General features: G+C 62.1%; 28 protein-coding genes. 19 read left to right on the top strand and 9 right to left on the bottom strand.

The annotated features are described in order from the left end of the window. The first annotated feature begins 99 nt into the window (after window positions 1–99). The 7 genes from HP556_RS04320 to HP556_RS04290 all read left to right on the top strand — a co-directional run bounded on the left by HP556_RS04320 (window position 100) and on the right by HP556_RS04290 (window position 6,160). Entirely contained in the window at window positions 100–1,041 is a 942-nt protein-coding gene (locus tag HP556_RS04320) for a TAXI family TRAP transporter solute-binding subunit (protein ID WP_120287329.1), read from the top strand. Between the two features lie 29 nt (window positions 1,042–1,070). Next, entirely contained in the window at window positions 1,071–2,072 is a 1,002-nt protein-coding gene (locus tag HP556_RS04315; RefSeq protein WP_120287328.1) for a tetratricopeptide repeat protein, read from the top strand. A gap of 3 nt (window positions 2,073–2,075) precedes the next feature. Continuing rightward, window positions 2,076–2,609 carry a tetratricopeptide repeat protein gene (locus HP556_RS04310; RefSeq protein WP_120287327.1) on the top strand — a complete coding sequence of 178 codons (534 nt, stop codon included), beginning with the start codon at window positions 2,076–2,078 and terminating at the stop codon, window positions 2,607–2,609. A 65-nt stretch (window positions 2,610–2,674) separates the two neighbouring features. Then, the gene (locus tag HP556_RS04305) at window positions 2,675–4,585 is read left to right on the top strand and encodes a propionyl-CoA synthetase (RefSeq protein WP_120287326.1); all 1,911 of its coding nucleotides are present in this window, start codon (window positions 2,675–2,677) and stop codon (window positions 4,583–4,585) included. A gap of 72 nt (window positions 4,586–4,657) precedes the next feature. Further along, window positions 4,658–4,924, top strand: a complete 267-nt coding sequence (locus tag HP556_RS04300; RefSeq protein WP_120287325.1) for a hypothetical protein — start codon at window positions 4,658–4,660, stop codon at window positions 4,922–4,924. Window positions 4,925–5,104: 180 nt separating this feature from the next. Continuing rightward, window positions 5,105–5,797 (top strand): OmpW/AlkL family protein, encoded by a 693-nt coding sequence (locus HP556_RS04295; protein WP_120287324.1) that lies wholly within the window; start codon window positions 5,105–5,107, stop codon window positions 5,795–5,797. 144 nt (window positions 5,798–5,941) lie between these two features. Next, window positions 5,942–6,160, top strand: coding sequence for an alkylphosphonate utilization protein (locus HP556_RS04290; protein WP_011665834.1), 219 nt, complete (start codon window positions 5,942–5,944; stop codon window positions 6,158–6,160). 11 nt (window positions 6,161–6,171) lie between these two features. Here the strand turns inward: HP556_RS04290 and HP556_RS04285 are convergent, their stop codons facing one another. Further along, a complete protein-coding gene (locus HP556_RS04285; protein ID WP_093757451.1) occupies window positions 6,172–6,501 on the bottom strand; it encodes a potassium channel family protein in 330 nt (109 codons plus the stop codon). Window positions 6,502–6,667: 166 nt separating this feature from the next. On the opposite strand from HP556_RS04285, the gene HP556_RS04280 reads away from it, so the two are divergent. After that, on the top strand, window positions 6,668–7,258 hold the full coding sequence (locus HP556_RS04280) for an SMI1/KNR4 family protein (RefSeq protein ID WP_158596724.1): 591 nt from the start codon (window positions 6,668–6,670) through the stop codon (window positions 7,256–7,258). A gap of 101 nt (window positions 7,259–7,359) precedes the next feature. Here HP556_RS04280 and HP556_RS04275 read toward each other — a convergent pair whose 3' ends face one another. Then, window positions 7,360–8,055 carry a DUF1013 domain-containing protein gene (locus HP556_RS04275; RefSeq protein WP_093757450.1) on the bottom strand — a complete coding sequence of 232 codons (696 nt, stop codon included), beginning with the start codon at window positions 8,053–8,055 and terminating at the stop codon, window positions 7,360–7,362. A gap of 245 nt (window positions 8,056–8,300) precedes the next feature. On the opposite strand from HP556_RS04275, the gene ispH reads away from it, so the two are divergent. The 3 genes from ispH to rnhA are packed head-to-tail and all read left to right on the top strand — an operon-like array spanning window position 8,301 to window position 10,701. After that, window positions 8,301–9,266: a 4-hydroxy-3-methylbut-2-enyl diphosphate reductase gene (ispH, locus tag HP556_RS04270; protein WP_089267676.1), complete on the top strand. Its 966-nt coding sequence runs from the start codon at window positions 8,301–8,303 to the stop codon at window positions 9,264–9,266. Window positions 9,267–9,271: 5 nt separating this feature from the next. Continuing rightward, complete coding sequence (locus tag HP556_RS04265; protein WP_175366036.1) at window positions 9,272–10,252, top strand: homoserine kinase; 981 nt, start codon at window positions 9,272–9,274, stop codon at window positions 10,250–10,252. Beyond that, a complete protein-coding gene (rnhA, locus tag HP556_RS04260; protein WP_120287321.1) occupies window positions 10,249–10,701 on the top strand; it encodes a ribonuclease HI in 453 nt (150 codons plus the stop codon). The genes HP556_RS04265 and rnhA overlap by 4 nt, the downstream gene beginning before the upstream one ends. 187 nt (window positions 10,702–10,888) lie before the next feature. Here rnhA and HP556_RS04255 read toward each other — a convergent pair whose 3' ends face one another. The 6 genes from HP556_RS04255 to HP556_RS04230 all read right to left on the bottom strand — a co-directional run bounded on the left by HP556_RS04255 (window position 10,889) and on the right by HP556_RS04230 (window position 18,585). Beyond that, complete coding sequence (locus HP556_RS04255) at window positions 10,889–11,374, bottom strand: peroxiredoxin (protein ID WP_089267673.1); 486 nt, start codon at window positions 11,372–11,374, stop codon at window positions 10,889–10,891. Window positions 11,375–11,481: 107 nt separating this feature from the next. Then, window positions 11,482–12,027: a DUF924 family protein gene (locus HP556_RS04250; protein WP_175366035.1), complete on the bottom strand. Its 546-nt coding sequence runs from the start codon at window positions 12,025–12,027 to the stop codon at window positions 11,482–11,484. Between the two features lie 54 nt (window positions 12,028–12,081). Next, complete coding sequence (locus HP556_RS04245) at window positions 12,082–13,770, bottom strand: long-chain fatty acid--CoA ligase (RefSeq protein ID WP_175366034.1); 1,689 nt, start codon at window positions 13,768–13,770, stop codon at window positions 12,082–12,084. Between the two features lie 135 nt (window positions 13,771–13,905). Continuing rightward, entirely contained in the window at window positions 13,906–15,402 is a 1,497-nt protein-coding gene (locus tag HP556_RS04240) for a D-alanyl-D-alanine carboxypeptidase family protein (protein WP_175366033.1), read from the bottom strand. 207 nt (window positions 15,403–15,609) lie between these two features. Next, window positions 15,610–17,406: a glucan ABC transporter ATP-binding protein/ permease gene (locus HP556_RS04235; RefSeq protein WP_093757446.1), complete on the bottom strand. Its 1,797-nt coding sequence runs from the start codon at window positions 17,404–17,406 to the stop codon at window positions 15,610–15,612. A gap of 105 nt (window positions 17,407–17,511) precedes the next feature. After that, window positions 17,512–18,585, bottom strand: coding sequence for an ABC transporter substrate-binding protein (locus HP556_RS04230; protein WP_175366032.1), 1,074 nt, complete (start codon window positions 18,583–18,585; stop codon window positions 17,512–17,514). A 235-nt stretch (window positions 18,586–18,820) separates the two neighbouring features. On the opposite strand from HP556_RS04230, the gene HP556_RS04225 reads away from it, so the two are divergent. From HP556_RS04225 to HP556_RS04210, 4 genes are all read left to right on the top strand, one after another. Beyond that, window positions 18,821–19,252: a hypothetical protein gene (locus tag HP556_RS04225; protein ID WP_120287316.1), complete on the top strand. Its 432-nt coding sequence runs from the start codon at window positions 18,821–18,823 to the stop codon at window positions 19,250–19,252. A 150-nt stretch (window positions 19,253–19,402) separates the two neighbouring features. Next, window positions 19,403–19,801 (top strand): phosphoribosyl-ATP diphosphatase, encoded by a 399-nt coding sequence (hisE, locus tag HP556_RS04220; protein ID WP_089267666.1) that lies wholly within the window; start codon window positions 19,403–19,405, stop codon window positions 19,799–19,801. 67 nt (window positions 19,802–19,868) lie between these two features. After that, window positions 19,869–20,450 (top strand): YqaA family protein, encoded by a 582-nt coding sequence (locus tag HP556_RS04215; RefSeq protein ID WP_089267665.1) that lies wholly within the window; start codon window positions 19,869–19,871, stop codon window positions 20,448–20,450. 46 nt (window positions 20,451–20,496) lie between these two features. Next, window positions 20,497–21,084: a hypothetical protein gene (locus tag HP556_RS04210; protein ID WP_068729297.1), complete on the top strand. Its 588-nt coding sequence runs from the start codon at window positions 20,497–20,499 to the stop codon at window positions 21,082–21,084. A gap of 2 nt (window positions 21,085–21,086) precedes the next feature. On the opposite strand, the gene HP556_RS04205 is transcribed toward HP556_RS04210, so the two are convergent. Beyond that, complete coding sequence (locus HP556_RS04205; RefSeq protein ID WP_175366031.1) at window positions 21,087–21,650, bottom strand: TetR/AcrR family transcriptional regulator; 564 nt, start codon at window positions 21,648–21,650, stop codon at window positions 21,087–21,089. Between the two features lie 155 nt (window positions 21,651–21,805). On the opposite strand from HP556_RS04205, the gene HP556_RS04200 reads away from it, so the two are divergent. The 4 genes from HP556_RS04200 (at window position 21,806) to HP556_RS04185 (ending at window position 26,028) form a co-directional block, all read left to right on the top strand. Further along, window positions 21,806–22,450 (top strand): glutathione S-transferase, encoded by a 645-nt coding sequence (locus HP556_RS04200; RefSeq protein WP_093758151.1) that lies wholly within the window; start codon window positions 21,806–21,808, stop codon window positions 22,448–22,450. Between the two features lie 235 nt (window positions 22,451–22,685). Then, window positions 22,686–23,654, top strand: a complete 969-nt coding sequence (locus HP556_RS04195; RefSeq protein ID WP_068729293.1) for an NAD(P)H-dependent flavin oxidoreductase — start codon at window positions 22,686–22,688, stop codon at window positions 23,652–23,654. Between the two features lie 24 nt (window positions 23,655–23,678). Further along, window positions 23,679–24,452, top strand: a complete 774-nt coding sequence (locus tag HP556_RS04190) for a thioesterase family protein (protein WP_175366030.1) — start codon at window positions 23,679–23,681, stop codon at window positions 24,450–24,452. Between the two features lie 79 nt (window positions 24,453–24,531). Beyond that, window positions 24,532–26,028, top strand: a complete 1,497-nt coding sequence (locus HP556_RS04185; RefSeq protein WP_175366029.1) for an ATPase domain-containing protein — start codon at window positions 24,532–24,534, stop codon at window positions 26,026–26,028. Window positions 26,029–26,072: the final 44 nt, after the last annotated feature.

Genomic DNA, 26,072 nt, shown 5'->3' with positions numbered 1-26,072 from the left:
AACTTTCGTCGCGGCAACGGCGTTCGCTATTGCGACGCCGTTGACCGCATGAGGGCTGCGGTTCACGTTCGCGGCCTGAATGACAGGAATAAAATGAGTATGAGGAAGCGTCTGATAGCCGCCATGACGGGTGTGGTCGTCATGTGCAGCGCAGCGGCACGCGCCGAGCCGTCGATCACGCTGCTGACCGGCAATACATCCGGGATCTATTTTCCGCTCGGCGTCTCGATTGCGATGATCTATGCGGATATTCCCGGCGCGAAAGTTCAGGTGCAGACAACCGACGGTTCGGTCGAGAACCTCTCGCGCTTGCAGCAAGGCACCGGGCAGGTGGCTTTTGCGCTCGGTGACGCGCTGAAGGACGCCTGGGCCGGCAATGCCACGGCGGGCTTTGACGGCAAGCAGGACCGATTGCGGGTGATCGGCGCGCTCTATCCGAATTACATCCAGATCGTTGCCACCAAAGAGAGCGGCATCAGGACGCTGAGCGATCTCAAGGGCCGGAGCCTCTCGGTTGGCGAGCGGAGATCGGGCACCGAGTTGAACGCCCGCGCCATTCTGGGCGCTGCGGGGCTGCGCTATGAGAATCTCGGCGAGATCAGGTATTTCTCCTTTGCCGAATCCACCACGATGATGATCGAGAAGAAGCTCGATGCCACGCTGCAGTCTGCGGGTCTCGGCGTGACATCGATCAGGGAACTCAGCGAGGCCACGGATATCGTCATCGTGCCAGTGCCGCCCGCGCTGGTCAGAAAGATCGGCGTGCCGTTCAAGCCGGACCGGATTCCAGCCCGGACCTATGTCAGTCAGGACAAATCCGTGCCGACGGCATCGGTGATGAACTATCTGGTGACGAGTAATGCCGTGCCGGATGAACTCGTCTATCAGATGACGAAGCGCTTGTTCGGCGGCCTCGACGAACTCGCCATCGCGCACCGCGCTGGCCACGAGATCCGGCTGGCGAGCGCCGTGAGCAAAAACCCGGTGCCGCTGCATCCCGGCGCGTTGCGCTACTATCGGGAGCGGGGCCTGATCAGGTAGAGTGGTCCGGCTGGCTTGCTGGGGCTTTCATGGGTCATTCGTTTCGGACGTTGGTTCTGTGTGCCGCTCTTGCGGCGCCATCGCTGCCCCATGCGGCCGTCCGAGCGCAGGGTACGGTCGAGGCCGCTGCCACCTGCGCGAATGACGACACCTTGCCGCCCGAGCAGATGCTCGGCATCTGCGCCCTGGTGATCGGCTCGACGGCGGCACCGCCGGACCGCGTTCATGCCCTGATCGTGCGCGCCGGGCTGCAACTCAGGCTGGAACAGGTCGACCTAGCCATTGCGGATGGTGATCTGGCAGTTCAGCTCGATCCCCTCTCGGCCGCAGCGCTCGAAGCCCGCGGCAAGGCGCTTGCGGCCGGCAAGAAGTTCGACCGTGCGCTTGATGACTTCGACCGCGCGATCAAGCTGCGGCCGAACGAGGCCCAATTATTTGCGAGCCGCGCCGCGACCTTCGCATCGATGCACGAAAATCGATTGGCCGTTCGCGATTACAATGAAGCGGTCCGGCTCGATCCGACGCGGGTGCAGGGTCTCATCGATCGCGCGGCCGCCTATGCCAAGGTCAAGCGCTTCGATCTGGTGATCGACGACCAGAGCGACATCATTCGCCTGGAGCCGACCGCGGAACATTACGATGCGCGCGGTCAGTCCTATGCGCGCAACAATGCCTATGGCCGCGCGATTGCGGATTTCGACGCGGCGATCCGGCTGGAGCCGAAGGCTAGCTACTTCGTGAATCGCGGAAACTCCTTCAGTCTCAGCGGCGCATATGATCGCGCCATCACCGACTACACGACGGCGCTGCAGCTTCAGCCGGAGCTGGCGATGGCCTATAACAATCGCGGCGTCGCCTGGCGCGACAAGGGCGACCCTGCGCGCGCTCTGGCCGATTTCGACGCAGCCGTTCAGATCGATTCAACGCTGGATATCGCTTTGCGACATCGCAAGCAGCTTGAGAAATATCGGGTGGCGGCGCGCAAGCCGGCAATTGGATTGCATCCATCCGCCGATGCGAGCACCCGATAGACAATGACTTTTCGCAATTCATATGTGGGCAGCGTATTGCGCGTTATCGGCGTCCTGCTCGTATTATGTTGCGTGGCTCCCGACAGGGCATCGCCAGCGGTCAACGAGCCGGCAGCCACCGCGCACGTCGATCCCGCACTGTGCGTGGCGGCTGTTGCGTCAGGTGATGACGAGAAGATTCTCGCAGTTTGCAGCACGCTGATCGACAACGAAAAGACCGAGCGGGCCGACCGGCTGAAAGCGTTGATTGCGCGCGCCGGTGTCTACACCCGCAAGGATGAGACCGATCGTGCCATCGCCGATTACGATGCGGCGCTGCGACTCGATCCGACGCAGGCCGTTCTGTTCAATGCGCGCGGCGAACTCTGGCGCAAGAAGGGCGATCGGCCGCGCGCAGTCCGCGATTTCGGTGCGGCGATCAAGCTCGATCCGCAACTCGACGTCGCGCGCGCCAATTACAAGGCGCTGGCGCAGGAAATCGAGCGGATCGGCGTGGAGATGTCGGTCAAGCCACAACCAAAGGCACCCTTGAAATAGCCGGCGATCCCGTGACAATCAGTGTGCAATGAACCCGGCGGTAAAGCTGGGGCGGGAGAGACGCCATGACAACCAACGCATCCAGCCGCTATCACGACGTCCACGCGCAGTCGCTGTCCGATCCGGAAGGCTTCTGGAGCGAAGCCGCGAAGGCGATCGACTGGATTGCGCCAGCGAAGAAGGTGTTCGATCCGTCCGTGGGTCTCTACGGCCGCTGGTTTGTCGGCGGCGTGCTGAACACCTGCTACAACGCGCTGGATCGCCATGTCGCCGGTGGCCGCGCCGATCAGGTCGCGCTGATTCACGACTCACCGCTGACGGGTGAGGTCCGGAAAATCACCTATGCACAGCTGCTGCATGAGGTGCAGGTGCTCGGCGCCATCCTGCAGGACCTTGGCGTCGGCAAGGGCGATCGCGTCATCCTCTATATGCCGATGGTACCTGAGGCTGTGGTCGCCATGCTCGCCTGCGCGCGCATCGGCGCGGTGCATTCGGTGGTGTTCGGTGGCTTCGCGGCGAAGGAACTCGCGACACGCATCGACGATGCGAGGCCGAGGCTGATCCTGTCCGCGAGCTGCGGCATCGAGCCCGGCCGCATCGTGCAATACAAGCCGCTGCTGGATGAAGCGATCGCGCTCGCCAGCGCGAAGCCCGATGCCTGCATCATCCTGCAGCGCCCGCAGCATGGCTGCGACCTGGTGGCCGGCCGCGATCATGACTGGGCCGAATTGCGCAGCAAGGCGATGGCGGCGAAGAAGTCCGCGGATTGCGTGCCAGTGCTGGCGACCGATCCGCTCTATATCCTCTATACGTCCGGCACGACCGGCAAACCGAAGGGCGTGGTGCGCGACAATGGCGGTCATGCCGTCGCGCTCGCCTGGTCGATGTGGAATCTCTACGGCGTGAAGCCGGGCGAAGTCTGGTGGTGCGGCTCCGACATCGGCTGGGTGGTCGGCCATAGCTATATCGTCTATGCGCCGCTGTTCCATGGCGCGACGTCGATCATGTATGAAGGCAAGCCGGTCGGCACGCCGGATGCCGGCGCGTTCTGGCGCGTCATCTCCGAACACAAGGCCGTTGCTTTCTTCACGGCGCCGACCGCCTTCCGCGCCATCCGCAAGGACGATCCGGACGGCAGTTTCATTCGCAAATATGATCTCTCGCATTTCCGCACGCTGTTCCTGGCCGGTGAGCGCGCCGATCCGCCGACGGTGGACTGGGCCGAGAAGCAGTTGAAGGTGCCGGTGATCGATCACTGGTGGCAGACCGAGACCGGCTGGTGCATCGCCGGCAATCCGGTGGGCCTTGGCCAGCTCCCGGTGAAGCACGGCTCGCCGACGGTGCCGATGCCCGGCTACAAGGTCGAGGTGGTGGACGAAGCTGCGAAGCCGGTACCCGCCGGCACCATGGGCTCCATCGTCATCAAGCTGCCGATGCCGCCGGCCTGTCTGCCGACATTGTGGGAGCAGGACGAGCGCTGCAAGGAAGCCTATTTCAACGAGTTTCCCGGCTACTACAAAACTTCCGATGCCGGCTATCTGGATGACGATGGCTATGTCTATGTGATGGGCCGCACCGACGACATCATCAATGTCGCCGGCCATCGCCTCTCCACCGGCGGCATGGAAGAGATTCTGGCCTCGCATCCGGACGTCGCCGAATGCGCCGTGCTGGGGATCAAGGATACCATCAAGGGCGAGGTGCCCTGCGGCTTCCTGGTGCTGAAGGCCGGCGTTGAGCGGCCGGTTGCTGACATCGAGAAGGAAGTGGTCGCGCTGGTGCGCGAAAAGCTCGGCCCCGTCGCGGCGTTCAAGCTCGCCATCGCCGTCGGCCGGCTGCCGAAGACGCGTTCGGGCAAAATCCTGCGCGGTACCATCAAGAAGATCGCGGACGGTGACAGCTGGACCATGCCCGCGACCATCGAGGATCCGAAGTCACTGGACGAAATCGGTGCGGCGCTGAAGGGCAGGGTCTGAGCAGACCTTACAAATCCCGCATTTCGCGCTAAACACTCTCACGTCAGAGAAGATCAAGTAACGGAACCATGCATGCGACTGACCTCGACCTCTCTCATCGCGCTGACGCTGGCCGCGACGCTGCTCAGCGCCTGCGCGCGCCGCACCGATATTCCGATGTCGAGCCTCGGCGATGACGATGACGCGATCTGCCGCGCTAATGGTGTCGCTGTCGGTTCGCCGGAATATGCGGCCTGCCGCAAGGACCGCGACGTTCAGCGCAGCAATGCCATCAATCGTGCCGACCGCGCGCAGCGCAATCTCGGCGAATACATGCTGAACAATCCGAACCGGCCGTAACACCGGCGATTGATATTCCGCAAAATTGTGTCTCCCAAAGGCAACGACCGCGCAGCGAGACGCTGTGCGGTCGTTTGCTTTTGATTGAGATCAACGTGTGAGCGCCGCAGCGAGCGTCTTTCGGATTTGATCGGGTGAGATCGTTCACCCCGAACGAATCGAAAGACAGGGCACTTCGCGATGAGGAGAATTCTGACGACCGTGTCGTTGCTGATGGCAGCAACGGCGATGACCAGCATGGCGACGACGGCAGGTGCTGCCGATCTTCCGGCCGCGGCGCCGTATACCAAGGCGCCGGTGGTCGAGGCGTGGAATCCCTGGATGATCCGCCTACGTGTGCTCGGCGTCATTCCGGAGAATGGCGGGTCGGTTCACCAGGTGCCGGGCTCCAGCCTGAAGACCTCGGATCAGGTCGTTCCCGAACTCGACATCTCGTATTTCTTCACGCCGAACCTCGCAGCTGAACTGATCCTTGGCGTCACCAAGCACCACGTCACCGGCGACGGCGCCATCGCCGGCCTCGATGTCGGCAAGGCGTGGCTGCTGCCGCCGACGCTGACCTTCCAGTATCACTTCACGCAGTTCGGCGCCTTCAAGCCCTATATCGGCGCCGGTGTGAATTACACCTGGTTCTTCAGCCAGAGTGCGAGCGGTGTGGGCGTAACCAGCAGCCGTCTGAAAGACACCGCGGCGCCGGTGCTGCAGTTCGGCTTCGACTACATGATCGACAAGCATTGGGGTTGGAACGTCGACGTGAAGAAGATGTGGATGCGCCCGGATTGGGAAGGCACGCTGGCCAGCGGCGCGGCGATCACCGGCCAGGTCAAGCTCGATCCGTGGCTGGTCGGCACCGGCATCACCTACAAGTTCTGATCCTTTCGATCTCTCACTGTGTGACGGAAGGGCCGATGTCAGTCGGCCCTTCTTTTTTGCGATTTTGCCGTGCCACTGTTGCTTTCGGCGCTCCCATCCTGTTGGGTGCCCCGCTCCACACCACCGCACCATCAGGACAACATCATGGACATCAAGGTCAGGGATTCGAACGGCGCGCTGCTCGCCGAAGGCGATACCGTCACGCTGATCAAGGACCTCAAGCTGAAAGGCTCGTCCACCGTGCTCAAGCGCGGCACCGTGATCAAGAACATCCATCTCACCGATAATGAAGACGAGATCGAAGGCCGCACCGACAAGGTGAAAGGCCTGGTGCTGCGCACGGAATTTCTGAAGAAGGCGTGACGGCTACGATATCACTCCCGGCCTTCCTCATGCTCTCGGAACGTCGATAGCCGCGACAGGAATGCCAGCATCAGTCCGATGCCGCAGATCGAGAACAGCATTGTGAAGATCTTGGCGATGGCGGTGGTTGGCGACAGCGTGGCGTCGCCGACGGTGGTGAGCGCCATCGCGCTGAAATAGGCGGCGTCGATCCACGGCCAGCCTTCCACGGCGTGAAAGAACACGGCGCCGCCGGTCATGGCGATGGCCAGCAGAAACAGGATCGCGCGAAATTCCGGATCGCGCAGACCGCGGCGGAAGCCGGCCAGCAAGCGCATCAGACCAAGCCAGAGAGATGCCATCGTCGCCACTCCATGCGTTGCCGTCCATGCGCGATGTCGCAGGATTCGATGGCGTTTGGAAAGTGACGATTATGCGTCGGGCGCGACCATGAACCTTGCCTTACCTCTGCAGCACCAAGGGAGGCACCGCTCAGGCGGGATCCTTTACGCATAAGCGGAGTACATGATGGCGAACGAGTTCAGGTTCGAAGACTATCCCGATGCGATGACATTCAAGCCGGTGACGGAGAAGGCGATTGCAGCTTTTGCCGCCGAGCAGGGTATCGAATTCTCATCCGATTATACGGCGTTTCTGAAAGCGAATAACGGCTTCTATTTCGATCTCGACACAGCCAGCCCGCTGGCTGATGGCGTCGAGACATTCGATTCAATTCGCTATCTGCACGGCCTCGATACCGGCTTCGAATATAACGACATAGGGGTATTCCTGGCCAAAGCCGATCTCTGGGACCAAGCGTTTCGTGCGTTCTGCTATCCGGTGGCGGAAAGTCACGGCGGCGATCCGATCGTCGAAATCTACAAGGGTAAGGCGAAGGGCAAGATCTACTTCGTCGATCACGAGGTCATCCCGGACATCAGCGAACTGGCTGATGCAGGCGTGAACCTGGAGAATGCCGACGACGTCCTCGCTTACATGATCGACAGACAGGGCTGTTTCATCGAAGTCGCCACGTCGTTCTCGAATTTCATCGGCAAGCTGGTGGCATATGACGATGACGGCAGCATCAATGTCAGCATCTGTCGCCCGCTGGCGTAAGCGGGCGGCGCATCACCTGAAACAAAAAAAACGCGGCGGGATGAACCGCCGCGTTTTCAATTCTGTTATTACCGCCGCGCATCTGTGCGCAGCGCAGCCGCTTATTCGTCGTCGTCCTGCTTCTTGCCGCCGCCGATGCCCTTCAGCTTGGCGAACACGGCATCGACATTGAGGTCGCCGCTGCCGCTCTCGGCGGTCTCCAGCTCGTCCTTGCGGGTGGTTTCCGACGCGGGCAGCAGGGTCGCGCCGCCGTAAGCCTGGTCGGTCGGCTTTTCCTTGGCCGCGCGCTGCACTTCGAAATCGAGTTCGATCTGCGAACACAGGCCGAGGGTCACCGGATCCATCGGGGTGAGGGTCGAGGCATTCCAGTGGGTGCGGTCGCGGATCGAGGCGATGGTGGTCTTGGTGGTGCCGACCAGCCGCATGATCTGGCTGTCTTTCAGCTCGGCATGGTTACGCACCAGCCACAGGATCGCGCTCGGGCGCTCATGACGGCGCGACACCGGGGTGTAGCGCGGGCCCTTCTTCTTGGCGGCCGGCGGCAGGATCACCTTGCTCTCTTCGAGCTTGAGCCGATAATTCTTGTCCTTCTCGCCCTTTTCGATCTCATCGCGGGTCAGCTGCCCGTTGGAAATCGGGTCCATGCCCTTGATGCCCTGGGCGGCGTCGCCGTCGGCAATGGCGCGGATCTCGAGCGGGTGCATCTTGGTGAAATCGGCGACCTGATCGAAGGTCAGCGCCGTATTGTCGACCAGCCACACGGCCGTCGCCTTTGGCATCAGCGGGGCATTGCTCATGGCACATCTCCTTTGCGCTTCGCCCACCTCTTTCGGAGGCGAAGCCGTCTGGTCATCGGTGATGACGGGAATTAAGGCTCTATATAATCTGTCAGAGGGCAACCGCGCAATGCCCGGCAGTTCGGCCTTGACAGCGCCGCAAACCGGCCCCAAGTCCTTATTCAGACAAGCTCTTTGGCTGAATTTTGCCAATCTGACCCATCGCACCTGCCATTTTGGTGCCCAGGCCCCTGGATCGCCCCGATATGACGACCAAACCGTCCCTGAAAATCGTTCTTTGTTCGCCGCGCGGCTTCTGCGCAGGCGTCGTCCGGGCGATCGATACGGTCGAACGCGCACTCGCCATCCATGGCGCACCGGTCTATGTCCGGCATGAGATCGTCCATAACAAGTATGTGGTGGACAGCCTGAAGACCAAGGGCGCGATTTTCGTCGAGGAACTCGCCGAAATCCCGGACAATACCTCCGCGCCGGTAGTATTTTCCGCCCATGGCGTGCCGAAATCGGTTCCCGAGGATGCCCGTCAGCGCAATTTCTTCTCGCTGGACGCAACCTGCCCGCTGGTCACCAAGGTGCACCGCGAGGCGGCGATCCACTTCAAGCGCGGCCGTGAGATCCTGCTGATCGGGCATTCGCATCATCCGGAAGTGGTCGGCACCGTCGGCCAGCTGCCGCCTGGCGCTGTGCAGCTCATCGAGACCGCTGGAGACGCCCAGACCTTCCAGCCGAAGGATCCGAACAATCTCGCTTTCGTGACCCAGACGACGCTGTCGATCGACGACACCGCCGAGATCGTCGAAGTGCTGAAGAGCCGCTTCCCCACGATCAACGGGCCGCACAAGGAAGACATCTGCTACGCCACCACCAACCGCCAGCTTGCCGTGAAGAAGGTGGCGCCGGTGGTCGATGCGCTGATCGTTGTCGGTGCGCCGAACTCGTCGAACTCGCAGCGTCTGCGGGAAGTGGCCGAGCGCGAGGGCTGCAGGGTTTCGGTGTTGGCACAGCGCGCCAGCGATCTCGACTGGAGCATGTTCGAGGGCATCACCAGCCTCGGCATCACGGCAGGCGCCTCGGCGCCGGAAGTGATCGTCGAAGAGATCATGGATGCCTTCGCGCAGCGTTATGAGCTGCATGTGGAGACGGTGTCGGCTGCTGAAGAAAACGAATTCTTCCCGCTGCCGCGTTCGCTGCGTCCCGAGGCCGCGGCGTAACCGCGATGGCGGTCTATACCGATGTTGCCGCCGATGATCTCGCGGACTTCCTGAAGAGCTACGATGTCGGCGAATTGCTCTCCTACAAGGGCATCGCCGAAGGCGTCGAGAATTCCAACTTCCTGATGCACACCTCCAAGGGCGCGTATATCCTCACGCTCTATGAGAAGCGCGTCGAAGCGGATGACCTGCCTTACTTCCTCGGTCTGATGGCACATCTCTGCGCGCGCGGCGTGAATTGCCCGCAGCCGCAGAAGAATCGCGACGGTGCGGTCTATGCATCGCTCGCCGGCCGGCCCGCCGCGATCATCAACTTCCTCGAAGGCATGTGGCCGCGTCGTCCCAACGCGATGCATTGCGCCGGTGTCGGCGAAGCGCTGGCGAGGATGCATGTCGCCGGGCGCGATTTCCCGTTGGTGCGCAAGAACAACCTGTCGGTCGATGGCTGGCGCAGTTTGCTCGACCTCGCGGCACCGCGCGCCGATACGGTTCAGCCCGGGCTGCGCGCTTTCCTGCAGACCGAACTCGACTATCTTGCCGCGCATTGGCCAACCGATCTGCCGGAAGGCGTGATCCATGCGGATCTGTTTCCGGACAACGTGTTCTTTCTCGGCGACAAGCTCTCCGGCCTGATCGACTTCCCGTTCGCCTGCAATGACATGCTGGCCTACGACGTGGCGATCTGTCTGAACGCCTGGTGCTTCGAGCCGGACCTGTCGTTCAATGCCACCAAGGCGCGCGCTTTCCTCAATGCCTATGAAGCGGTGCGTCCGTTGACCGCTGCCGAGCGCACGGCGTTTCCGCTGCTGGCGCGCGGCGCGTCGATCCGTTTCCTGCTGACGCGGTTGGTGGACTTCCTCAATGTGCCGGAAGGCGCCTTCGTGAAGCCGAAGGATCCGGTCGAGTATGTCCGCAAGCTGCGCTTCCACCAGTCGGTGACGTCGATGGCCGACTACGGCGTCGAAGCGGCGAGGCAGCCCGCGTGACCACTGCGACGCCTGTGACGATCTATACCGACGGCGCCTGTTCGGGAAATCCCGGCCCCGGCGGTTGGGGCGCGATCCTTCGTTTCGGCGACGCCGAGAAGGAATTGAAGGGCGGCGAGGCCCACACCACCAACAACCGCATGGAGCTGATGGCGGCGATTTCCGCGCTGGAAGCGTTGAAAAAGCCGTGTTCGGTGGATCTGCACACCGACAGCCAGTATCTGCGCAACGGCATCATGAGCTGGATTCACGGCTGGAAGAAAAACGGCTGGAAGACGTCGGACAAAAAGCCGGTGAAGAATGTCGACCTGTGGCAGCGCCTCGACGCCGCGCTGAAGACCCATGATGTGCGCTGGCACTGGGTCAAGGGCCATGCCGGCCATGCCGAGAACGAGCGTGCCGATCAGCTGTCGCGGGACGGCCTGGCGGAAAATCGGAACAGGCAGTAGCGGGCTCTCTTTCCCCTCCCCCCTCGTGGGGGAGGGTGCCTTCGCGAAGCGAAGGCGGGAGAGGGGGCTGCATCCCCGCGCTCAAACCCTCTCCCGTCTCGAACCCGCTTCGCGTGTTCGATCCACCCTCTCCCGCGGCGCGCAGCTTCGCTGCGCTGGGGGAGAGGGGAAGTAAGAGGGCTTTAGCTCACAGCTGGCCGAGCAGGGTGTCGCCGCCGGAGACTTCGACCTTGCCCGGTGCCGGCTCAAGGTTGAGCTTGGTCACCTTGCCGTCTTCCACCAGCATCGAATAGCGATGCGAGCGGATGCCGAGGCCGTTGCCCGATGCGTCGAGCTCCATACCGATCGCCTTGGTGAAGTCGGCATTGCCGTCGGCGAGGAACACAGCTTCGTCGCGCAGATCGGTGTCTTTCTTCCAGGCGTTCATCACGAACACATCGTTGACGGAGATGATCGCAATGGTGTCGACGCCCTTGTCCTTGATGGCATAGGCGTTGAGGAAGATGCTCGGCAGATGCATCTTGTGGCAGGTGCCGGTATAGGCGCCGGGCACCGCGAACAGCGCCACTTTCTTGCCCTTGAAGATGTCGTCGGTGGTCTTCACGGCCGGACCTTCGGAGGTCATGACACGGAGCTTGGACTCGGGCAGCTTGTCGCCAACTTGAATGGTCATCGTCGATCTCTCCTGAAATGCGGGTGAGTGTGTTTAGACCGGCTGCATGACGCGGGCAATATTGGGCGCTGCGCAAAACTTGGCCTGCTGCGCGCATCATGATGACGTCAGCCGCCGAAGCCGCCGGCATCCAGAAACGCCTGTTCCTCCGCCGTGGTGCTGCGCCCCAGCACCCGGTTACGGTGGGGGAAACGGCCGAAGCGCCGGATGATGTCGGCGTGCTCGTCGGCGAATTTCAGGTTGTCGGTCTCGCCGGTGGCGCGAAACAGTGCGCAGCAGCGCTCCTGATCGGCGAGGTCTTCCGAATGCATCAGCGGCATATAGACGAACTGCTGCATCTGCTGGTCGACGCGTTGATCGACGCCGCGCGCGACGGCCCTGATCGTGAGGTCGCAAGCGAGGCGATCGCTGGAAAAAGCGCGCGGGTCGTTGCGGAACATGTTGCGGGGAAACTGGTCGAGCACGAGGATCAAAGCGAGCGTGCCCTCGTCACTGGCCTCCCATGACGCAAGGTTGCCTGCGACGGCCTCATCCCACAGCGCGCGAAAGCGGCGGGTGATCTCGGCATCGAAATCGTCGTTCTTGGCGTACCAGCGGTCCCAGCCGGCGTCTGTCCAGAAGGCGATGATGTCGGCGGGAGTCGTTGCAGTCATGCTGAAATCCATAGGGTGGGCCATGCGAAAGCGGGCCCACCCTATAGCAGTGTGTCAGGCCGCTGAGGCCTGCTTCTTCTCGTCGCGGAGTTCGCGGCGCAGGATCTTGCCGACATTAGTCTTCGGCAGGGCGGTGCGGAATTCGATCTGTTTCGGCACCTTGTAGTTGGTGAGCTGGGTGCCGCAGAACTTGATGATGTCCTCGGCGGTGACGTTCGGGTCTTTCTTGACGACGAAGGCCTTCACCGCCTCGGTGGTCTTCGGATCTGGCACGCCGATCACGGCGCATTCCAGCACGCCGGGATGGCTGGCGATGACGTCCTCGACCTCGTTCGGATAGACGTTGAAGCCCGAGACCAGCACCATGTCCTTCTTGCGATCCACGATCTTGGTGAAACCGTCGGGGCTCATGATGCCGATGTCGCCGGTGCGGAAGAAGCCGTCCGCGGTCATCACCTTGGCGGTCTCGTCCGGCCGGTTCCAGTAGCCCGACATGATCTGCGGGCCCTTGGCGCAAATCTCGCCGGGCTCGCCGAGCGGGACTTCGTTGCCGTCGTCGTCGCGGATCGAGATCCAGGTCGATGGCACCGGCACGCCGATCGAGCCGTTGAACTGATCGACATCGGCCGGGTTGCAGGTCAGCGTCGGCGAGGTTTCCGACAGTCCGTAGCCTTCGGCGACGAAGCAGCCGGTCGTCTTCAGCCAGCGCTCGGCCACCGCCTTCTGCACCGCCATGCCGCCGCCGTTGGAAATCTTCAGCTTGGAGAAATCGACCTGGTCGAAGCCCGGCGTATTCAGCAGGCCGTTATAGAGCGTGTTGACGGCCGGGAAGCTGTTGACCTGATACTTCATCAGCTCCTTCACGAAGCCCGGCATGTCGCGCGGGTTCGGGATCAGGAGGTTGACGCCGCCGGCGCGCACGGCCAGCAGGAAGCAGGCCGTCAGTGCGAAGATATGATAGAGCGGCAGCGCACAGACGATGAAAAGCTGGTCCACATGCGGCGGCTTGCGCAGCGCCGGCTGCAGCCAGGCATCGTTCTGCAGCACATTGGCCAGGATGTTGCGATGGCGCAGCGTCGCGCCCTTGGAAACACCGGTGGTGCCGCCGGTATATTGCAGGAAGGCGACGTCGTCGGGCCCGAGCACCGGCTTCTTCATCTTCATGCTGCGCCCGGCAGAGACCGCATCGTTGAACCAGACAGCGCCCGGCAATTCGTAGGCCGGCACCATCTTCTTCACGCGGCGGACCACGAGATTGACGATCACGCCCTTGAAGCCGAGCATGTCGCCCATACTGCCAAGGATGACGTGTTTCACATTGGTTTTGGCAATCACCTGCTGCACCGTGGAGGCGAAGTTCTCCAGCACGATGATGGCTTCGGCACCGGAATCCTTGAGCTGATGCTCGAGCTCGCGCGGCGTGTAGAGCGGGTTGACGTTGACTACGGCATAGCCGGCGCGCAGCACCGCGGAGGTGGCGATCGGATATTGCAGCACGTTCGGCATCATCAGCGCGACACGGGCGCCCTTGGCGAGGCCCTTGCTCTGCAGATAGGCGCCGAGCGCCAGGGACATTTCGTTGAGCTCACGATAGGTGATCGACTTATCCATGCAGATGAAGGCTTTGCGATCGCGGAATTTGGCAAAGCTCTCTTCGAGCAGATCGACCAGCGACGGATACAGGCTGACGTCGATGTCGGCTGGCACGCCTGCCGGATACTGTTTGAGCCAGATGCGCTCCATGACACTTCCCCCTCGATTTGATTATTTCGTCGAAGTATTGAGCAAAGCTGCCCTTGATAGCAAGGCGCGGCGCAACATGACGCAGCCGGAAACCGGCCGCGTTAACGATGATAGTTGAGCCTTGTCGACGAAGGTCTAAGTGCGCGGAGCTGCCGCAGCCGGCTTGGCTTCGCCGGTGGTAGCTTTCGGTGCGGGTTTGGCCGCTGCCTTCGGCTTGGCCGGCGTTGTGGCCGGAGCGCCGGTGGCCGCCGTGGCAGGCTTGGCAGCCGCGGGCTTGGCGGCGGCTGGCTTAGCTGCAGCGGCCGGTTTCGGCGCGGCTGCATCCGGTTTCACCGCTGCCTGTTTTGCAGCCGGTTTGGCCGCAGGTTTCGCGGCCGTTTTTGCCTCGGCCGATGCTGCGGGTTTAGCGTCCTTGGTGTCGGCTGCCGCATCAGGCTTCTTGGCGGCGGTCTTGGTGCCCTTCTTGCCCTTGGGCTTTGGCGTCTGCCGGGCTTCTTCCACCGCATTGGCGGCGATCAGGTCGGCACCGGTCTTCTTCGGCCCAATATAAACGATCACCGGCTCGACCGGTGCGGCGGCTGCGGCGATCATGTCGACCGGGCGCAGCGTTGGCGGCTGCAGACCGGCGGTGAAGAACGACATGGCCTGGCTGCTGGCTTCGTTGCTGGCGACGACTTCATCATCGGCGTCGCTGGCCGGGCGCTTACGTTTCGGTCCGCACATCTCGTCGCGCAGGTTGGGCGGTGCGGCGTCGATCGGTGCGAGGGCATCCACGGTGCCGAGCGCCGGCTGCAGCCAGGTCAGGCCGCCTGTGCCGGTGTTGAAGCCGCGTTCCAGCAGCTGCGCGGCCTTGACGGCGCGCGCCTGGCCGGACGAGGCGCCGAGCACCACCGCGATCAGCCGCTTGTTGCCGCGGGTGGCGGTGGCGACAAGATTGTAGCCGGAGGCGCAGATGAAACCGGTCTTCATGCCGTCGGCGCCGGGATAGCGGCCGATCAGCTTGTTGAAGTTCGGCGTGATGCGGCGGCCGAATTTGATCGCAGGAATATGGACGAAATATTCGTATTCCGGCAGGTCGCGAATGATCGCACGCGCAAGGATCGCGAGGTCGCGCGCCGAGGTCACCTGTTCGTCCGCGGGCAGGCCGTTCGGATTGACATAGTGGGTTTGCGTCATGCCGAGCTTCTGCGCCGTGGCATTCATCATCGCGGAAAATCCGTCGACGGAGCCGCCGACGCCTTCGGCGAGCACGACGGCCATGTCGTTGGCCGACTTCACCATCATCATCTTCAACGCGTTATCGATGGTGACCTGCGTGCCGGCCTTGAAGCCCATCTTCGATGGCGACTGTGCGGAGGCGATCGGCGACACGGTCACCACCGTGTCGAGGTTGATGCGTCCCTGCTTCACCGCCTGCAGCGTGACATAGGTCGTCATCAGCTTGGTGACGGAGGCGGGGTGCCACGGATAGGTCGCGTTCTCGGCCTGCAGGACCTTGCCGGTATCGGCTTCGACGAGCAGAAGCGCTTCAGCACTGGCCGTGCGCGGCGCAGTCACGCCGAGCGCAAGTGCCGCGGCGAGAATGAACCAGTTGAGTGATAGCAGGCGGCGCGATGCGAAGTGAAACTGCACTATCCGATTCCGGTCCTTTGCGGCCCGCCTGCAGTGCTCCAGCACCGCGCGCAGCAATTCTTGGATTTGAGGTTCGGGGCTCTCATGTCGGTCTGCCGTCACGCGGTGACGGCTGCAAACCTATACCGGCCGAGAGCATCAGAACAGTGGCGAGCCGGTTAAATCGGTGATGAAAGGGGCCAAATTTCGACCGGTTCTCCAAAGACATCAAAGGGGTTCGGCGACATCGGGCAGGGCCATGCTGGCGCGTGCGTCCTCCTGAACCATGAATTGGGCGGCGGCCAGACTGGCGAAATAGCCGCCCTGCATCACGAGTTCATCGAAAGTTCCCGCTTCGATCACGCGGCCGTTCTCAAATACGAGGATGCGCGTGGCGTTGCGGATGGTGGACAGCCTGTGCGCGATCACGAAGGTGGTGCGGCCCTTCATCACTTCATCGAGAGCGACGTTGAGCTTGGCCTCGGTCACGGCATCGAGCGCGCTGGTGGCCTCGTCGAGGATCAGGATCGGCGGATCCTTCAGCAGTGCACGGGCGATCGACAGCCGTTGCCGCTCGCCGCCGGACAGCATGCGGCCACGTTCGCCGGCATTGGTGTTGAAACCGTTATCGCTGCGTTCGATGAAATCGAGCGCCTGGGCGCGGGCAGCGGCAATGCGCAACTCTTCGTCCGTCGCATCCGGCTTGCCGACGCGCAGGTTGTCGGCGATGGAGCGATTGAACAGCAGCGCCTCCTGGAACACGACGCCAATGTTTCGGCGCAGGCCCGACAGGGTGAGTGCACGGACATCCATACCGTCGATCGAGATGATGCCGGATTGCGGGTCGAAGGCCCGGTGCAGCAGTGCGATAGCGGTGGATTTGCCCGCGCCGGTGGCGCCGACGAGCGCGATGGTCTCGCCGGGCAGCGCCGTGAAGGACAGATCCGCGATGGCCGGCCGCTTGCCGTCATAGGAGAACGACACGTCGTTGAATTCGACCATGCCCTGCAGCCGGCCGGGATCCATGGCGTCGATGCGGTCGCGCACGGCAGGCACGGCATCGAGGACGTTCATGAAGTCGCGCAGCCGCGGCGCTTCCATGAAGATGGTGTTGATGAAGGAGACCACCTGTTCGAGCTTCTGGATCAGCATCGTCGCAAAACTGACGAACATCACGATCTCGCCGACGGTGGTGAGACCCTGCTGATGCAGCGCGATGCCGACGGTGAAGATCGCCAGCACCGTGATGGTGGTGGAGGCGCGGGTCATCACCGAGACCAGGGCCCACCATGACAGCACCGGCATCTGCTTTTCGAGCAACTGGCTGGAGACGCCGCGCAGGCCCTGTACTTCGGCATCGATGCGCGTGAAGCTCTGCACCAGCGCGACATTGCCCAGCGCGTCGGAGGCGCGCGCGGAAAGGTCGCCGTAATGCTCCTCGACGTCGCTCTGCATGCCCGATGTCTTGCGCACGACCATGGTGGTCAGCACCGTGAACACGACGCACAGGATCACGAGCAGGATCGCCAGCCGCCAGTTCAGATAGATCGACAGCGGCAGCAGGACGAACAGCGAGACGATGGAGGCGAAATGCTCGCGGAAGAAGCCGAGCCAGACACGCCACAGGGCATCGGTGCCGGCCAGCATCACTTTCATCAGGCGCCCTGAATGCGTACCGGTGTGGAAGGTCAGCGGCAATTGCATGATGTGTTCGAAGTAATCGGTCAGCACCGCCTGGCGCTGGCGATGCGCGAGGCGATCCGCATGAAGCGCCACCACCGCGCCGCAGACGATGGTGAACAGGCCGAACGCAACCCAGGCCGCCAATAGCGGCCAGGGCGATGCGCTGTCCGTCTGCATTGCGGCCGTCGAGAGATTGCCGGAGAGCACGTCGATGATCCGGCCGAACAGCACCGGTTCGGCGAATTGCGCGCCGGCCAGCAGGAGGTTGGCGCCCGCAAGGATCCAGCCGAGGCGCTTCTCCTTGCCGAGCAGCTCCAGCACACGGGTGTAAAGACGGATCATGGGAGGTCACTCAGCGCAGCGCGAACGGGATAACCGATTGCGCATAGTCTAGGCGGGGATGGCAGCCGAATACAGCTTCGGGAAAAGTTGTTCAGTTGAACTTCTTCAGTTCATCTTGCGGCCGACCGAGCCCGGCAGGAAGCTGTCATCGAAGATGTCCGCGGCTGAGGGGCGCTTCTTGAAGGTAAAATCTTCGGCGATCTCGTTGAGCGACGCCTCAAAGCGCGCGGCGTCGATGCCACCCAGCCCGTCGCGGCGGACGTCGTCGGTCAGGATATTGTCGGTAATGGCAACGTGCAGCCGCGTCAGTTCGAGCTCGCGCGAACCATTCTCCATCTGGGTCATGACGTCGGTGATCGCCTTGGCCGGGTCCTGGATCGCCAACTGCATCCCGGCGGTGACGGCACGAATGAATGCTTTCACGGCCTCAGGTCTGGCGGCAGCGAATTTCGGATTGACGATCAGCGCGAGGCCATAGGCGGCGGAGCCGAACTCGGCGAAACGAAACACCGCCAGGTCATCGGCGGGGACGCCGCGGTCGCGCAGGTTGACCGCCGAGAGATAGGAGAAGCCGGTGACCGCATCGACCTGACCGGCCGAGAGCATCGGTTCGCGCACCGCGGCGCTGATCCTCTCCAGCTTCACGGCTGCAAGCTTGATGTTGTTGCGCTTGGCCAGTGCCGGCCATAGCCGGATCGCGAGATCGCGATCAGCGACCCCAAGCACTTTTCCTTCAAGGCTGCCGAGCGAGATCACGCCGCGGCTCTTGCGGGCGACGATGGCATAGGGGGCTACATTGAGCAGCACGAAGACGGCTTTCACTGTCGCGGCATCGGAATCGCCGCGATAGCGGATCAACGCATTGAGATCGGCCAGCGCCATGTCGCAGGCGCCGGAAGCGATCCGCGCGATGGCCTCCTTCGATCCTGCGGCGACGGTGGTGGTTACATTCAAGTTCTCGGCCCGGTACAGGCCGCGGGCATCGGCCAGCACGAAAGGTGCGGCAATCGCATCGACTGCGCGATCGAGCGCAAACTGGATATTGGTTGGTGTTTTGTCGTCAGCTGTCTTGTTGTCGTCGGCGGCCTGTCCCGATGACGCGCAAAAAGCGACGGAGCCCAGCGCACTCAGCGAGAGGAGGACATGCCGCCGGGAAATGTTGGTCGCGTTTCTGGGCATCAAGATACTTAACGACTGACGGACCGGCAGTTACCCCGCCGGGCATGTCTGATTGATGGCGGTATGGTGCGACATCTTGCGCGTCGTTTCTAACCGTAAAAGGCTGAACGGGAGATGACTGCCCCGATTTGGACACCGATCGTTCAGCTGCCGTTGGGGTTGGGGAACTCATAGTGGCCGAAGTGGTTGGCTATACAGAGGCCCACAGGGCCAGACGACCACGGAGGACATTGAGATGTTCGTACGAAATGGATTGTTTAATAAGACTGGCCGCGCCGCCATCGTGGCGACCGTCGCGGCCATGACGATCTCGGCAATTGCGCCGACCGGAGCATTTGCGGCGCCTGTCGCCAAGAGCACGAGCCAGGCTGTTGCAACTCACGGCACCAGCGATGCGACCGATTTCAGCAGCGCGCGCCGTCGTCATTATCGCGGTGGCGGCAATGCTGCCGGCCTTGCGGCCTTTGGCGCCATCGTCGGTACCATTGGCGCAATCGCTGCAACGCAGAGCCGTCGTGACTATTACTACGATAATGGCCCGGGCTACGGCTACTACGGCGGTGGCCCAGCCTATTATGATGGCGGTCCTGCCTATTACGGTGGCGTACCGTATCGCGGCTACGGCGGTGGTCATGGTTATGATAATTCGCGTCGTATGACCTGGTAGTTCGCGATCGGTCACAACTTATTCCGTCATGCAACTGTCACTTAACTATCAAACGCCGGTCGCGCTTGCGGCCGGCGTTTTGACGTCGTTGCAGACACTTGAATGCCAGGCGTTAACGCGCTGGCCACGGCTTTGGGATAGTGTAGTTGCATGAGTGATTCGCTCGACCGGCTTTATCAGGCGGTGATCGCGGCCAAGGATCTCGATCCATCGGTCTCGCGAACGGCCCGGCTTTATCAGCAGGGGCCGGAAAAGATGGCGAAGAAGCTTGCCGAAGAAGCCATCGAGGTCGTCATCGATGCGATCAACCGCAAACCGGACGCCGTGATCCGCGAAAGCGCCGATCTTCTCTACAATTTGACTGTATTGTGGGCGGCCGCGGGCGTGCGTCCTGAGCAGGTCTGGGCCGAGATGAGCCGGCGTGAAGACATGCTCGGTATCGCCGAAAAGCTCCCGAAACCGCCGAAACGGCCCAAATCCATCGAACAAAGCGCTGCGCGGCGGCCAATCGTCGCGCTCGAAGGTCGTCGCCTTCGCAAGTTGAGTTAAGCTTTTCGTCTCGCGCGTGTCAGCCCAGCCATAGACAAATCGGCGTCAGGATGGTTCATCGCGAACCATGCTCAGACGAATGTATGACTGGTGTATCGACGCCGCCCACAAGCCCTATGCCCTCTGGATTTTGGGCATCGTGTCCTTCGCGGAAAGTTCGTTCTTTCCGGTGCCGCCGGATGTGATGTTGATTCCGATGGCGCTGGCCCGGCCACAGAAGGCCTGGCTCTATGCGGGCATTTGCACCATTACCTCAGTGCTCGGCGGCGTGGTGGGCTATCTCATCGGCGCGGTGCTGTATGACTCCGTCGGCCAATGGGTCATTCATTTCTATGGCTATGGCGACAAGGTCGAGGCATTCCGCGCCGGCTATGCCGAATATGGCGCATGGATCATCCTGCTGAAGGGGCTGACGCCGATCCCCTACAAGCTTGTCACCATCACGTCAGGCTTCGCGAACTATAATATCTGGATGTTCATCGCGCTGTCGGTGGTTGCCCGTGGCGTGCGCTTCTATGTCGTCGCCATCCTGCTCAACCGGTACGGCGTGTGGATTCGCGAGACCATCGAGAAGCGTCTGGGTCTGTGGGTTGCGCTGGGCGTCGGCGTTCTGGTGCTCGGCTTCATCATCGCATTCCGGCTGTTCTAGATCTGGATGCTTCCCCCGGCGCAGGTGTCGGGATACGTTCCGCATCATGTTCGATTTGACCCGTCTGTTGGCTCCGGTAACCCGCAACTGCGTCGTCGCTGCGATCGCGGTGCTGACCGTGGGCGCAGCTACGATGTGCGCCTGGTCGCAGGCGATGCAGCAGCAACCGGCTCCGCAGAAGTCGATCACGATTCAGGTTGTCCCGGCTCCCTCGGCCGCACCCCCGCCTGCCGCGGCTTTCGCGCCGGCTCCTATGGCTGAACAGGCGCCGCCGCCGTCACCGCCGCCGGCGCCCGAGAATCCCGGCCTGTTCAACGAAATCGGCAAGCTGTTCAAGAATTCCACCTCGCTGCTGCCATCGCTGCCCGCGATGCCGTCGCTCGGCACCGACAGCCTGACCAAGCTCAACACGGTGGTGAAGGGAAGGGTAGTCTGTCCGGTCGCTGCCAATGGCGCACCCGACTGCAAGGCGGCCTCGGACAAACTGTGTCAGAGCAAGGGCTTCAAGGACGGCAAGAGCCTCGACACCGACGCAGCGCAAAGCTGCTCGCCCAGGGCCATGATCCCCGGCCGCGCGCCGGAGCCGGGTGACTGCAAGACGGAAAATTACGTCACCCAGGCGCTCTGCCAGTAGATCTATGCGGGCAACAGACCCGCTGCGCGATAGCTCTCGATGAGCGCGTCATAGAGTGAGACATCCGCGCGGCTTCTGGCCATTAGCTGGGCGCCGGTGATGGCGGCGAAGATGGCGCGCGCGCGCGGTTCGCTCTCCTCAAGGCTCAGCGCGGTTACAGCGACGAGAACCTTGCTCAGCCATGCCACATTGATATCGGTGAAGGTCCGGATCTCTTTCTTCACCGGCTCCGGCAGGTCGTCATATTCGGCGGCCATGAAGCTGCACAGGCACATGCGGTTGCCGCTCTCCAGCGCCTTGCGGAACGTGCCGGGATATTGGCGGAGGCAGGCGGCCGGATCCTTGGACTCAGCCAGCAGTGCCTCCAGATAGGCGGCCGAGTCCTCCCAATAGCGCCTGGCAACCGCGGCGCCGAGATCGGCCTTGCTCGGGAAGTGGTGGTAGATGCTCGCGGCCTTGATGCCCACCTCTGCCGCAAGATCACGGAAATTCAGGCCGCTATAGCCATGGGCCTGCGCGGTCAGTTTCGCGGCCGCCAGGATGGCTTCTCTGGAATTCGAACTCATATCCCGGTCTCACAACCCCGTGTTTGCGGCCTACCAAGTGATAGATAGGCGTTGACGCCTGTAGATCAAAGCCGTAAATCACCCTACCAACTGATAGGTAGGATAGGCTAATGAATACTCAGATCTCCAATGGCGACGCGACAAAGCTCCCGATGATGACGATTCACGACTGGAGTACGGGGCCTTACCCGGCGCGCGTCCGGATCGCGGTGGCCGAGAAGAACCTCCGATCGCGCATCAATTTCGTGTCGGTCGATCTCACCAAAGGCGAGCACAAGAAGCCGGCGTTTCTCGCCAAGAACTACTCAGGCACGCTGCCGGTGCTCGAACTCGACGACGGCACTTTCATTGCCGAGTGCACCGCCATTACCGAATATCTCGACGGACTTGACGGCTCCCCCACGCTCACCGGCGGCACGCCGCGCGACACGGGCTTGATCCACATGATGAGCAAGCGTGCCGAGCTGGAGCTGCTCGACGCCATCAGTGTCTATTTCCATCACGCGACACCGGGGCTCGGACCCCACGTCGAGATCTATCAAAATGCCGAGTGGGGTTTCCGCCAGCGCGACAAGGCGCTCAGGGGAATGGCGTACTTTGACGGGGTGTTGAAAAAGCAGCCATTCATCGCCGGCAATTTTTTCTCGATGGCCGATATCACGGTAATTGGCGGTTTGATCTTCGCCGGTCTCGTGAAGCTTGAGGTGCCTGCGGAGTACGAGGCTCTCCACGCCTGGTACGCAAGGATGAACGAGCGTCCCAGCGTCAAGAACCGTGTGACGATGTCAGATCCGGCTTGATCGGGCGCTTGCCGATAATCGATCAGTCATCCTGATAATGGGGCGCCACCTGGATAATGTGGTGCCCCATTATTCCGCCTACCGGACGAACGCCGCTCGGGGTCCGGCTTTTTTCTCCCGCAGCGCAATTGCCATCCGCCCCACGCTTCTGGCATCGTCCGCCCGCACCCGGATCGACCGGGGGCAGGCGCGCAGGATCGCGCACAAATCAAGAAAAGAAGTCGAGGAATTTCCCATGTCGATGCCGGCTTTGTTTAAGAACCGCCTGTCGCTGCCCGTGATCGGTTCGCCGCTGTTCATCATTTCGGTGCCGGATCTCGTCATCGCGCAGTGCAAAGCCGGTATCGTCGGCGCGTTTCCCGCGCTGAATGCGCGTCCGGCGGCGCTGCTCGACGAATGGCTGCACCGGATCAAGGAAGAACTCGCCGCGCATGACAAGGCGCATCCGGATCGGCTCTCCGCACCCTTCGCGGTCAACCAGATCGTGCACAAGTCCAACAACCGGCTCGAGCAGGACATGGCGCTTTGCGAAAAGCATAAGGTGCCGATGATGATCACCTCGCTTGGCGCGCGTGAAGAACTCAATCAGGCGGCCCATGCCTGGGGCGGCATCGTGTTTCACGACGTCATCAATCAGCGTTTCGCGCACAAGGCGATCGAGAAGGGGGCTGACGGCCTGATCCTCGTTGCGGCAGGCGCCGGCGGTCATGCCGGCGAGATTTCGCCGCTCGCGTTCGTCGCCGAGACCCGGCAGTGGTTCGATGGTCCGATCGCACTGTCGGGCGCCATCGCCAATGGTCGCGCCATTCGCGCCGCGCGTATCCTCGGTGCCGACTTCGCCTATATCGGTTCGGCCTTCATCGCCACCACCGAAGCCAATGCGGTGCCGGGCTACAAGGATATGATCGCGGCTTCCGGCTCGGAAGACATCGTCTATTCGAATCTCTTTACCGGCGTTCACGGCAACTATCTGAAGCCGTCCATCGTCGCCGCCGGCATGGACCCGGACAATCTGCCGGAGTCCGATCCGACCAAGATGAATTTCGGCACCGACGCCAGTGGCGAGCGTGCCAAGCCAAAGGCCTGGAAGGAAATCTGGGGCAGCGGCCAGGGCATCGGCAGCGTGTCGAAGGTCGTGCCGGTGGCCGAACTCGTTGCGCGTTTCAAGAAGGAATATGACGAAGCGATCGATCCGCCGCTCTGATCCTGCATTGAGAAGGCCGATCTGATGGACGCCATCTATCGCGTGGACGGCAACCATGTCGTCACCAGCCCGCATGCTGCGGGTCCGTGGAACGAGACCATGCAGCACGGCTCGGCGCCGTCGGCTCTGGTGACTTGGTTGGCCGAACAGATGCCGACCGCAAGTCCGATGCATGTGACGCGTGTCACCATCGACTTGTTGCGGCCGGTGCCGGTAGCGCCGCTCACTTTCGAGACCGAGGTGCTGCGCGAAGGCCGCAAGATTCAGCTCGTTGGCGTCAGACTGATGGCGAACGGTACAGTCGTGGTGCGTGCGACAGTGCTGAAGATCAGGGCGGAGGCGCAGGCGCTTCCGTCGGAGATCACCGATCCGCCGGTCACGGTGCCGCCGCCGGATCAGGGTGGATTGCTGGAGCCACGTTACGCCAGCAGTCCCTTCGTCACCGGCATGACCATTCGCGCGGTGCGCGGCGGCTTCCTGTCGCTCGGGCCGGGCGCGATCTGGTACCGGGCCAACCGGCCGATCGTCGAAGGCGCCGGCCTCTCGCAGGTGATGCGTGCGGTGATCGCGGCCGACTTCAGCAACGGCTCGTCCCCGGTGCTGAGTTTCGACGATTGGACCTTCCTGAATGCCGACCTCACCGTGAGCCTGTCACGTCCGCCGGTGGGCGACTGGATCCTGCTGGACGGGGAGAGTTGGATCGGGCCGGATGGCGCCGGTCTTGCTGCGTCGAAGCTCGCCGATATCAATGGTTATTTCGGCCGGGCGGTGCAGAGCCTGGTCATTGAGAAACGTTGACGACCGCGCTTTTTAGAATTTTTGTCCTGGACAGGGAACCGATTGATATTGCCCCGGTTATCGCGCGTCAGGGGGCAGTATGAGTTCGACGCACGTGCAGGACGACAAAGCCAGGACCGGCATCTGGGGATTGGATAATATCCTCTCCGGCGGATTCTCCCGAGGTCACATTTTTCTCGTCGAAGGCGCGCCGGGGACAGGCAAGACCACGGTCGCCTTGCAGTTCTTGCTGGAGGGCGCGCGGATCGGAGAGAAGGGGCTCTACATTACGCTATCCGAGACGGATAGTGAGTTGCGCGATGGCGCAGCGTCCCATGGCTGGACCCTCGACAAGAGCATTGAAGTTTTCGAGCTCCTGCCGCCGGAAAGCCTGCTTGACGAGGATCAGCAACAGAGCCTGCTTTATTCGTCCGACCTCGAGCTCGGCGAAACCACCAAGCAGATATTCGAGGCGGTGGAACGCACCCAGCCGAGCAGGGTCGTCTTGGACAGCCTGTCGGAAATCCGGCTGCTGGCGCAGAGCTCGTTGCGTTATCGCCGCCAGATACTGGCCATCAAGCATTACTTCGCAAAATTCGGCACGACGGTGATGTTGCTCGACGACCTCACGGCGGAAGTGGCCGACAAGACAGTGCACAGCGTCGCACATGGCGTGCTGCGGCTCGAAGAGCTGGCGCCCTCCTACGGCGCAGAGCGTCGGCGTGCGCGGGTGATCAAGTATCGCGGCGTCAAGTTTCGCGGCGGCTACCACGATGCCACCATCACCACGGGCGGGCTTAACGTTTTTCCTCGGCTGGTCGCATCCGAATTCCGCAACAGCATGGATCGCAAGACCAAGTCGAGCGGCATTGCGCAACTCGACCAATTGCTGGGCGGCGGCATCGAAACAGGCTCGAGCACATTGATTCTCGGGCCCGCGGGCACCGGCAAATCACTCACTGCGATCGTCAATGTAGTCGCAGCGGTGAAGCGCGGCGAGAAGGCCGCAATGTTTATCTTCGACGAGGAACTTGGACTGCTGTTCGATCGCATGAAGGGAATCGGAATCGATCTGCCTGCCATGCAGGAAAGCGGGCATCTGTTTGTCGAACAGGTCGATGCCGCCGAATTGTCGCCCGGTGAATTTGCGCATCGCGTCCGTCGTCAGATCGACGAGCACAACATCAAGACCGTCGTGATCGACAGTCTCAATGGCTATCAGGCCTCGATGCCGGAAGAGAACTCGCTGATCCTGCACATGCATGAGCTGCTGCAATATCTCAACCGCAGGGGCGCAGCGACCTTCATGACGGTGGCGCAGCACGGCCTCGTCGGCGATATGAAGGCGCCGGTGGACGTCACCTATCTCGCCGATACCGTGATCCTGCTCCGTTACTTCGAAGCAAGCGGCAGCGTTCGCCGTGCGATGTCCGTGATCAAGAAGCGAACCGGTGCGCATGAGTCGACCATTCGCGAGTACCGGATCGACGGGCGAGGCCTCACGATCGGCGCGCCGCTGAGCGAATTCCAGGGCGTGTTGCGTGGCGTACCCATTTACAACGGTCAAAGTTCTCTGCTCGAGGGATCCTCGGCGTGAAACCGGGGCGTTCCTCCGAGCGCGCTGTCATTCTTGCTCCCACA

Source organism: Tardiphaga robiniae (genome assembly GCF_013359755.1).
Lineage (GTDB): Bacteria > Pseudomonadota > Alphaproteobacteria > Rhizobiales > Xanthobacteraceae > Tardiphaga > Tardiphaga robiniae.
Note: the sequence above shows the minus strand (reverse complement) of the source record. Positions and strands in the feature narration are given on the sequence as shown.

What these genes read in the sequence shown, in the direction of transcription:
- HP556_RS04320 (WP_120287329.1), top strand. Translation starts at nt 100, where the DNA reads ATGAGGAAGCGTCTGATAGCCGCCATGACGGGTGTGGTCGTCATGTGC.
- HP556_RS04315 (WP_120287328.1), top strand. Translation starts at nt 1,071, where the DNA reads ATGGGTCATTCGTTTCGGACGTTGGTTCTGTGTGCCGCTCTTGCGGCG.
- HP556_RS04310 (WP_120287327.1), top strand. Translation starts at nt 2,076, where the DNA reads ATGACTTTTCGCAATTCATATGTGGGCAGCGTATTGCGCGTTATCGGC.
- HP556_RS04305 (WP_120287326.1), top strand. Translation starts at nt 2,675, where the DNA reads ATGACAACCAACGCATCCAGCCGCTATCACGACGTCCACGCGCAGTCG.
- HP556_RS04300 (WP_120287325.1), top strand. Translation starts at nt 4,658, where the DNA reads ATGCGACTGACCTCGACCTCTCTCATCGCGCTGACGCTGGCCGCGACG.
- HP556_RS04295 (WP_120287324.1), top strand. Translation starts at nt 5,105, where the DNA reads ATGAGGAGAATTCTGACGACCGTGTCGTTGCTGATGGCAGCAACGGCG.
- HP556_RS04290 (WP_011665834.1), top strand. Translation starts at nt 5,942, where the DNA reads ATGGACATCAAGGTCAGGGATTCGAACGGCGCGCTGCTCGCCGAAGGC.
- HP556_RS04285 (WP_093757451.1), bottom strand. Translation starts at nt 6,501, where the DNA reads ATGGCATCTCTCTGGCTTGGTCTGATGCGCTTGCTGGCCGGCTTCCGC.
- HP556_RS04280 (WP_158596724.1), top strand. Translation starts at nt 6,668, where the DNA reads ATGGCGAACGAGTTCAGGTTCGAAGACTATCCCGATGCGATGACATTC.
- HP556_RS04275 (WP_093757450.1), bottom strand. Translation starts at nt 8,055, where the DNA reads ATGAGCAATGCCCCGCTGATGCCAAAGGCGACGGCCGTGTGGCTGGTC.
- ispH (WP_089267676.1), top strand. Translation starts at nt 8,301, where the DNA reads ATGACGACCAAACCGTCCCTGAAAATCGTTCTTTGTTCGCCGCGCGGC.
- HP556_RS04265 (WP_175366036.1), top strand. Translation starts at nt 9,272, where the DNA reads ATGGCGGTCTATACCGATGTTGCCGCCGATGATCTCGCGGACTTCCTG.
- HP556_RS04255 (WP_089267673.1), bottom strand. Translation starts at nt 11,374, where the DNA reads ATGACCATTCAAGTTGGCGACAAGCTGCCCGAGTCCAAGCTCCGTGTC.
- HP556_RS04250 (WP_175366035.1), bottom strand. Translation starts at nt 12,027, where the DNA reads ATGACTGCAACGACTCCCGCCGACATCATCGCCTTCTGGACAGACGCC.
- HP556_RS04245 (WP_175366034.1), bottom strand. Translation starts at nt 13,770, where the DNA reads ATGGAGCGCATCTGGCTCAAACAGTATCCGGCAGGCGTGCCAGCCGAC.
- HP556_RS04235 (WP_093757446.1), bottom strand. Translation starts at nt 17,406, where the DNA reads ATGATCCGTCTTTACACCCGTGTGCTGGAGCTGCTCGGCAAGGAGAAG.
- HP556_RS04230 (WP_175366032.1), bottom strand. Translation starts at nt 18,585, where the DNA reads ATGCCCAGAAACGCGACCAACATTTCCCGGCGGCATGTCCTCCTCTCG.
- HP556_RS04225 (WP_120287316.1), top strand. Translation starts at nt 18,821, where the DNA reads ATGTTCGTACGAAATGGATTGTTTAATAAGACTGGCCGCGCCGCCATC.
- hisE (WP_089267666.1), top strand. Translation starts at nt 19,403, where the DNA reads ATGAGTGATTCGCTCGACCGGCTTTATCAGGCGGTGATCGCGGCCAAG.
- HP556_RS04215 (WP_089267665.1), top strand. Translation starts at nt 19,869, where the DNA reads ATGCTCAGACGAATGTATGACTGGTGTATCGACGCCGCCCACAAGCCC.
- HP556_RS04210 (WP_068729297.1), top strand. Translation starts at nt 20,497, where the DNA reads ATGTTCGATTTGACCCGTCTGTTGGCTCCGGTAACCCGCAACTGCGTC.
- HP556_RS04205 (WP_175366031.1), bottom strand. Translation starts at nt 21,650, where the DNA reads ATGAGTTCGAATTCCAGAGAAGCCATCCTGGCGGCCGCGAAACTGACC.
- HP556_RS04200 (WP_093758151.1), top strand. Translation starts at nt 21,806, where the DNA reads ATGACGATTCACGACTGGAGTACGGGGCCTTACCCGGCGCGCGTCCGG.
- HP556_RS04195 (WP_068729293.1), top strand. Translation starts at nt 22,686, where the DNA reads ATGTCGATGCCGGCTTTGTTTAAGAACCGCCTGTCGCTGCCCGTGATC.
- HP556_RS04190 (WP_175366030.1), top strand. Translation starts at nt 23,679, where the DNA reads ATGGACGCCATCTATCGCGTGGACGGCAACCATGTCGTCACCAGCCCG.
- HP556_RS04185 (WP_175366029.1), top strand. Translation starts at nt 24,532, where the DNA reads ATGAGTTCGACGCACGTGCAGGACGACAAAGCCAGGACCGGCATCTGG.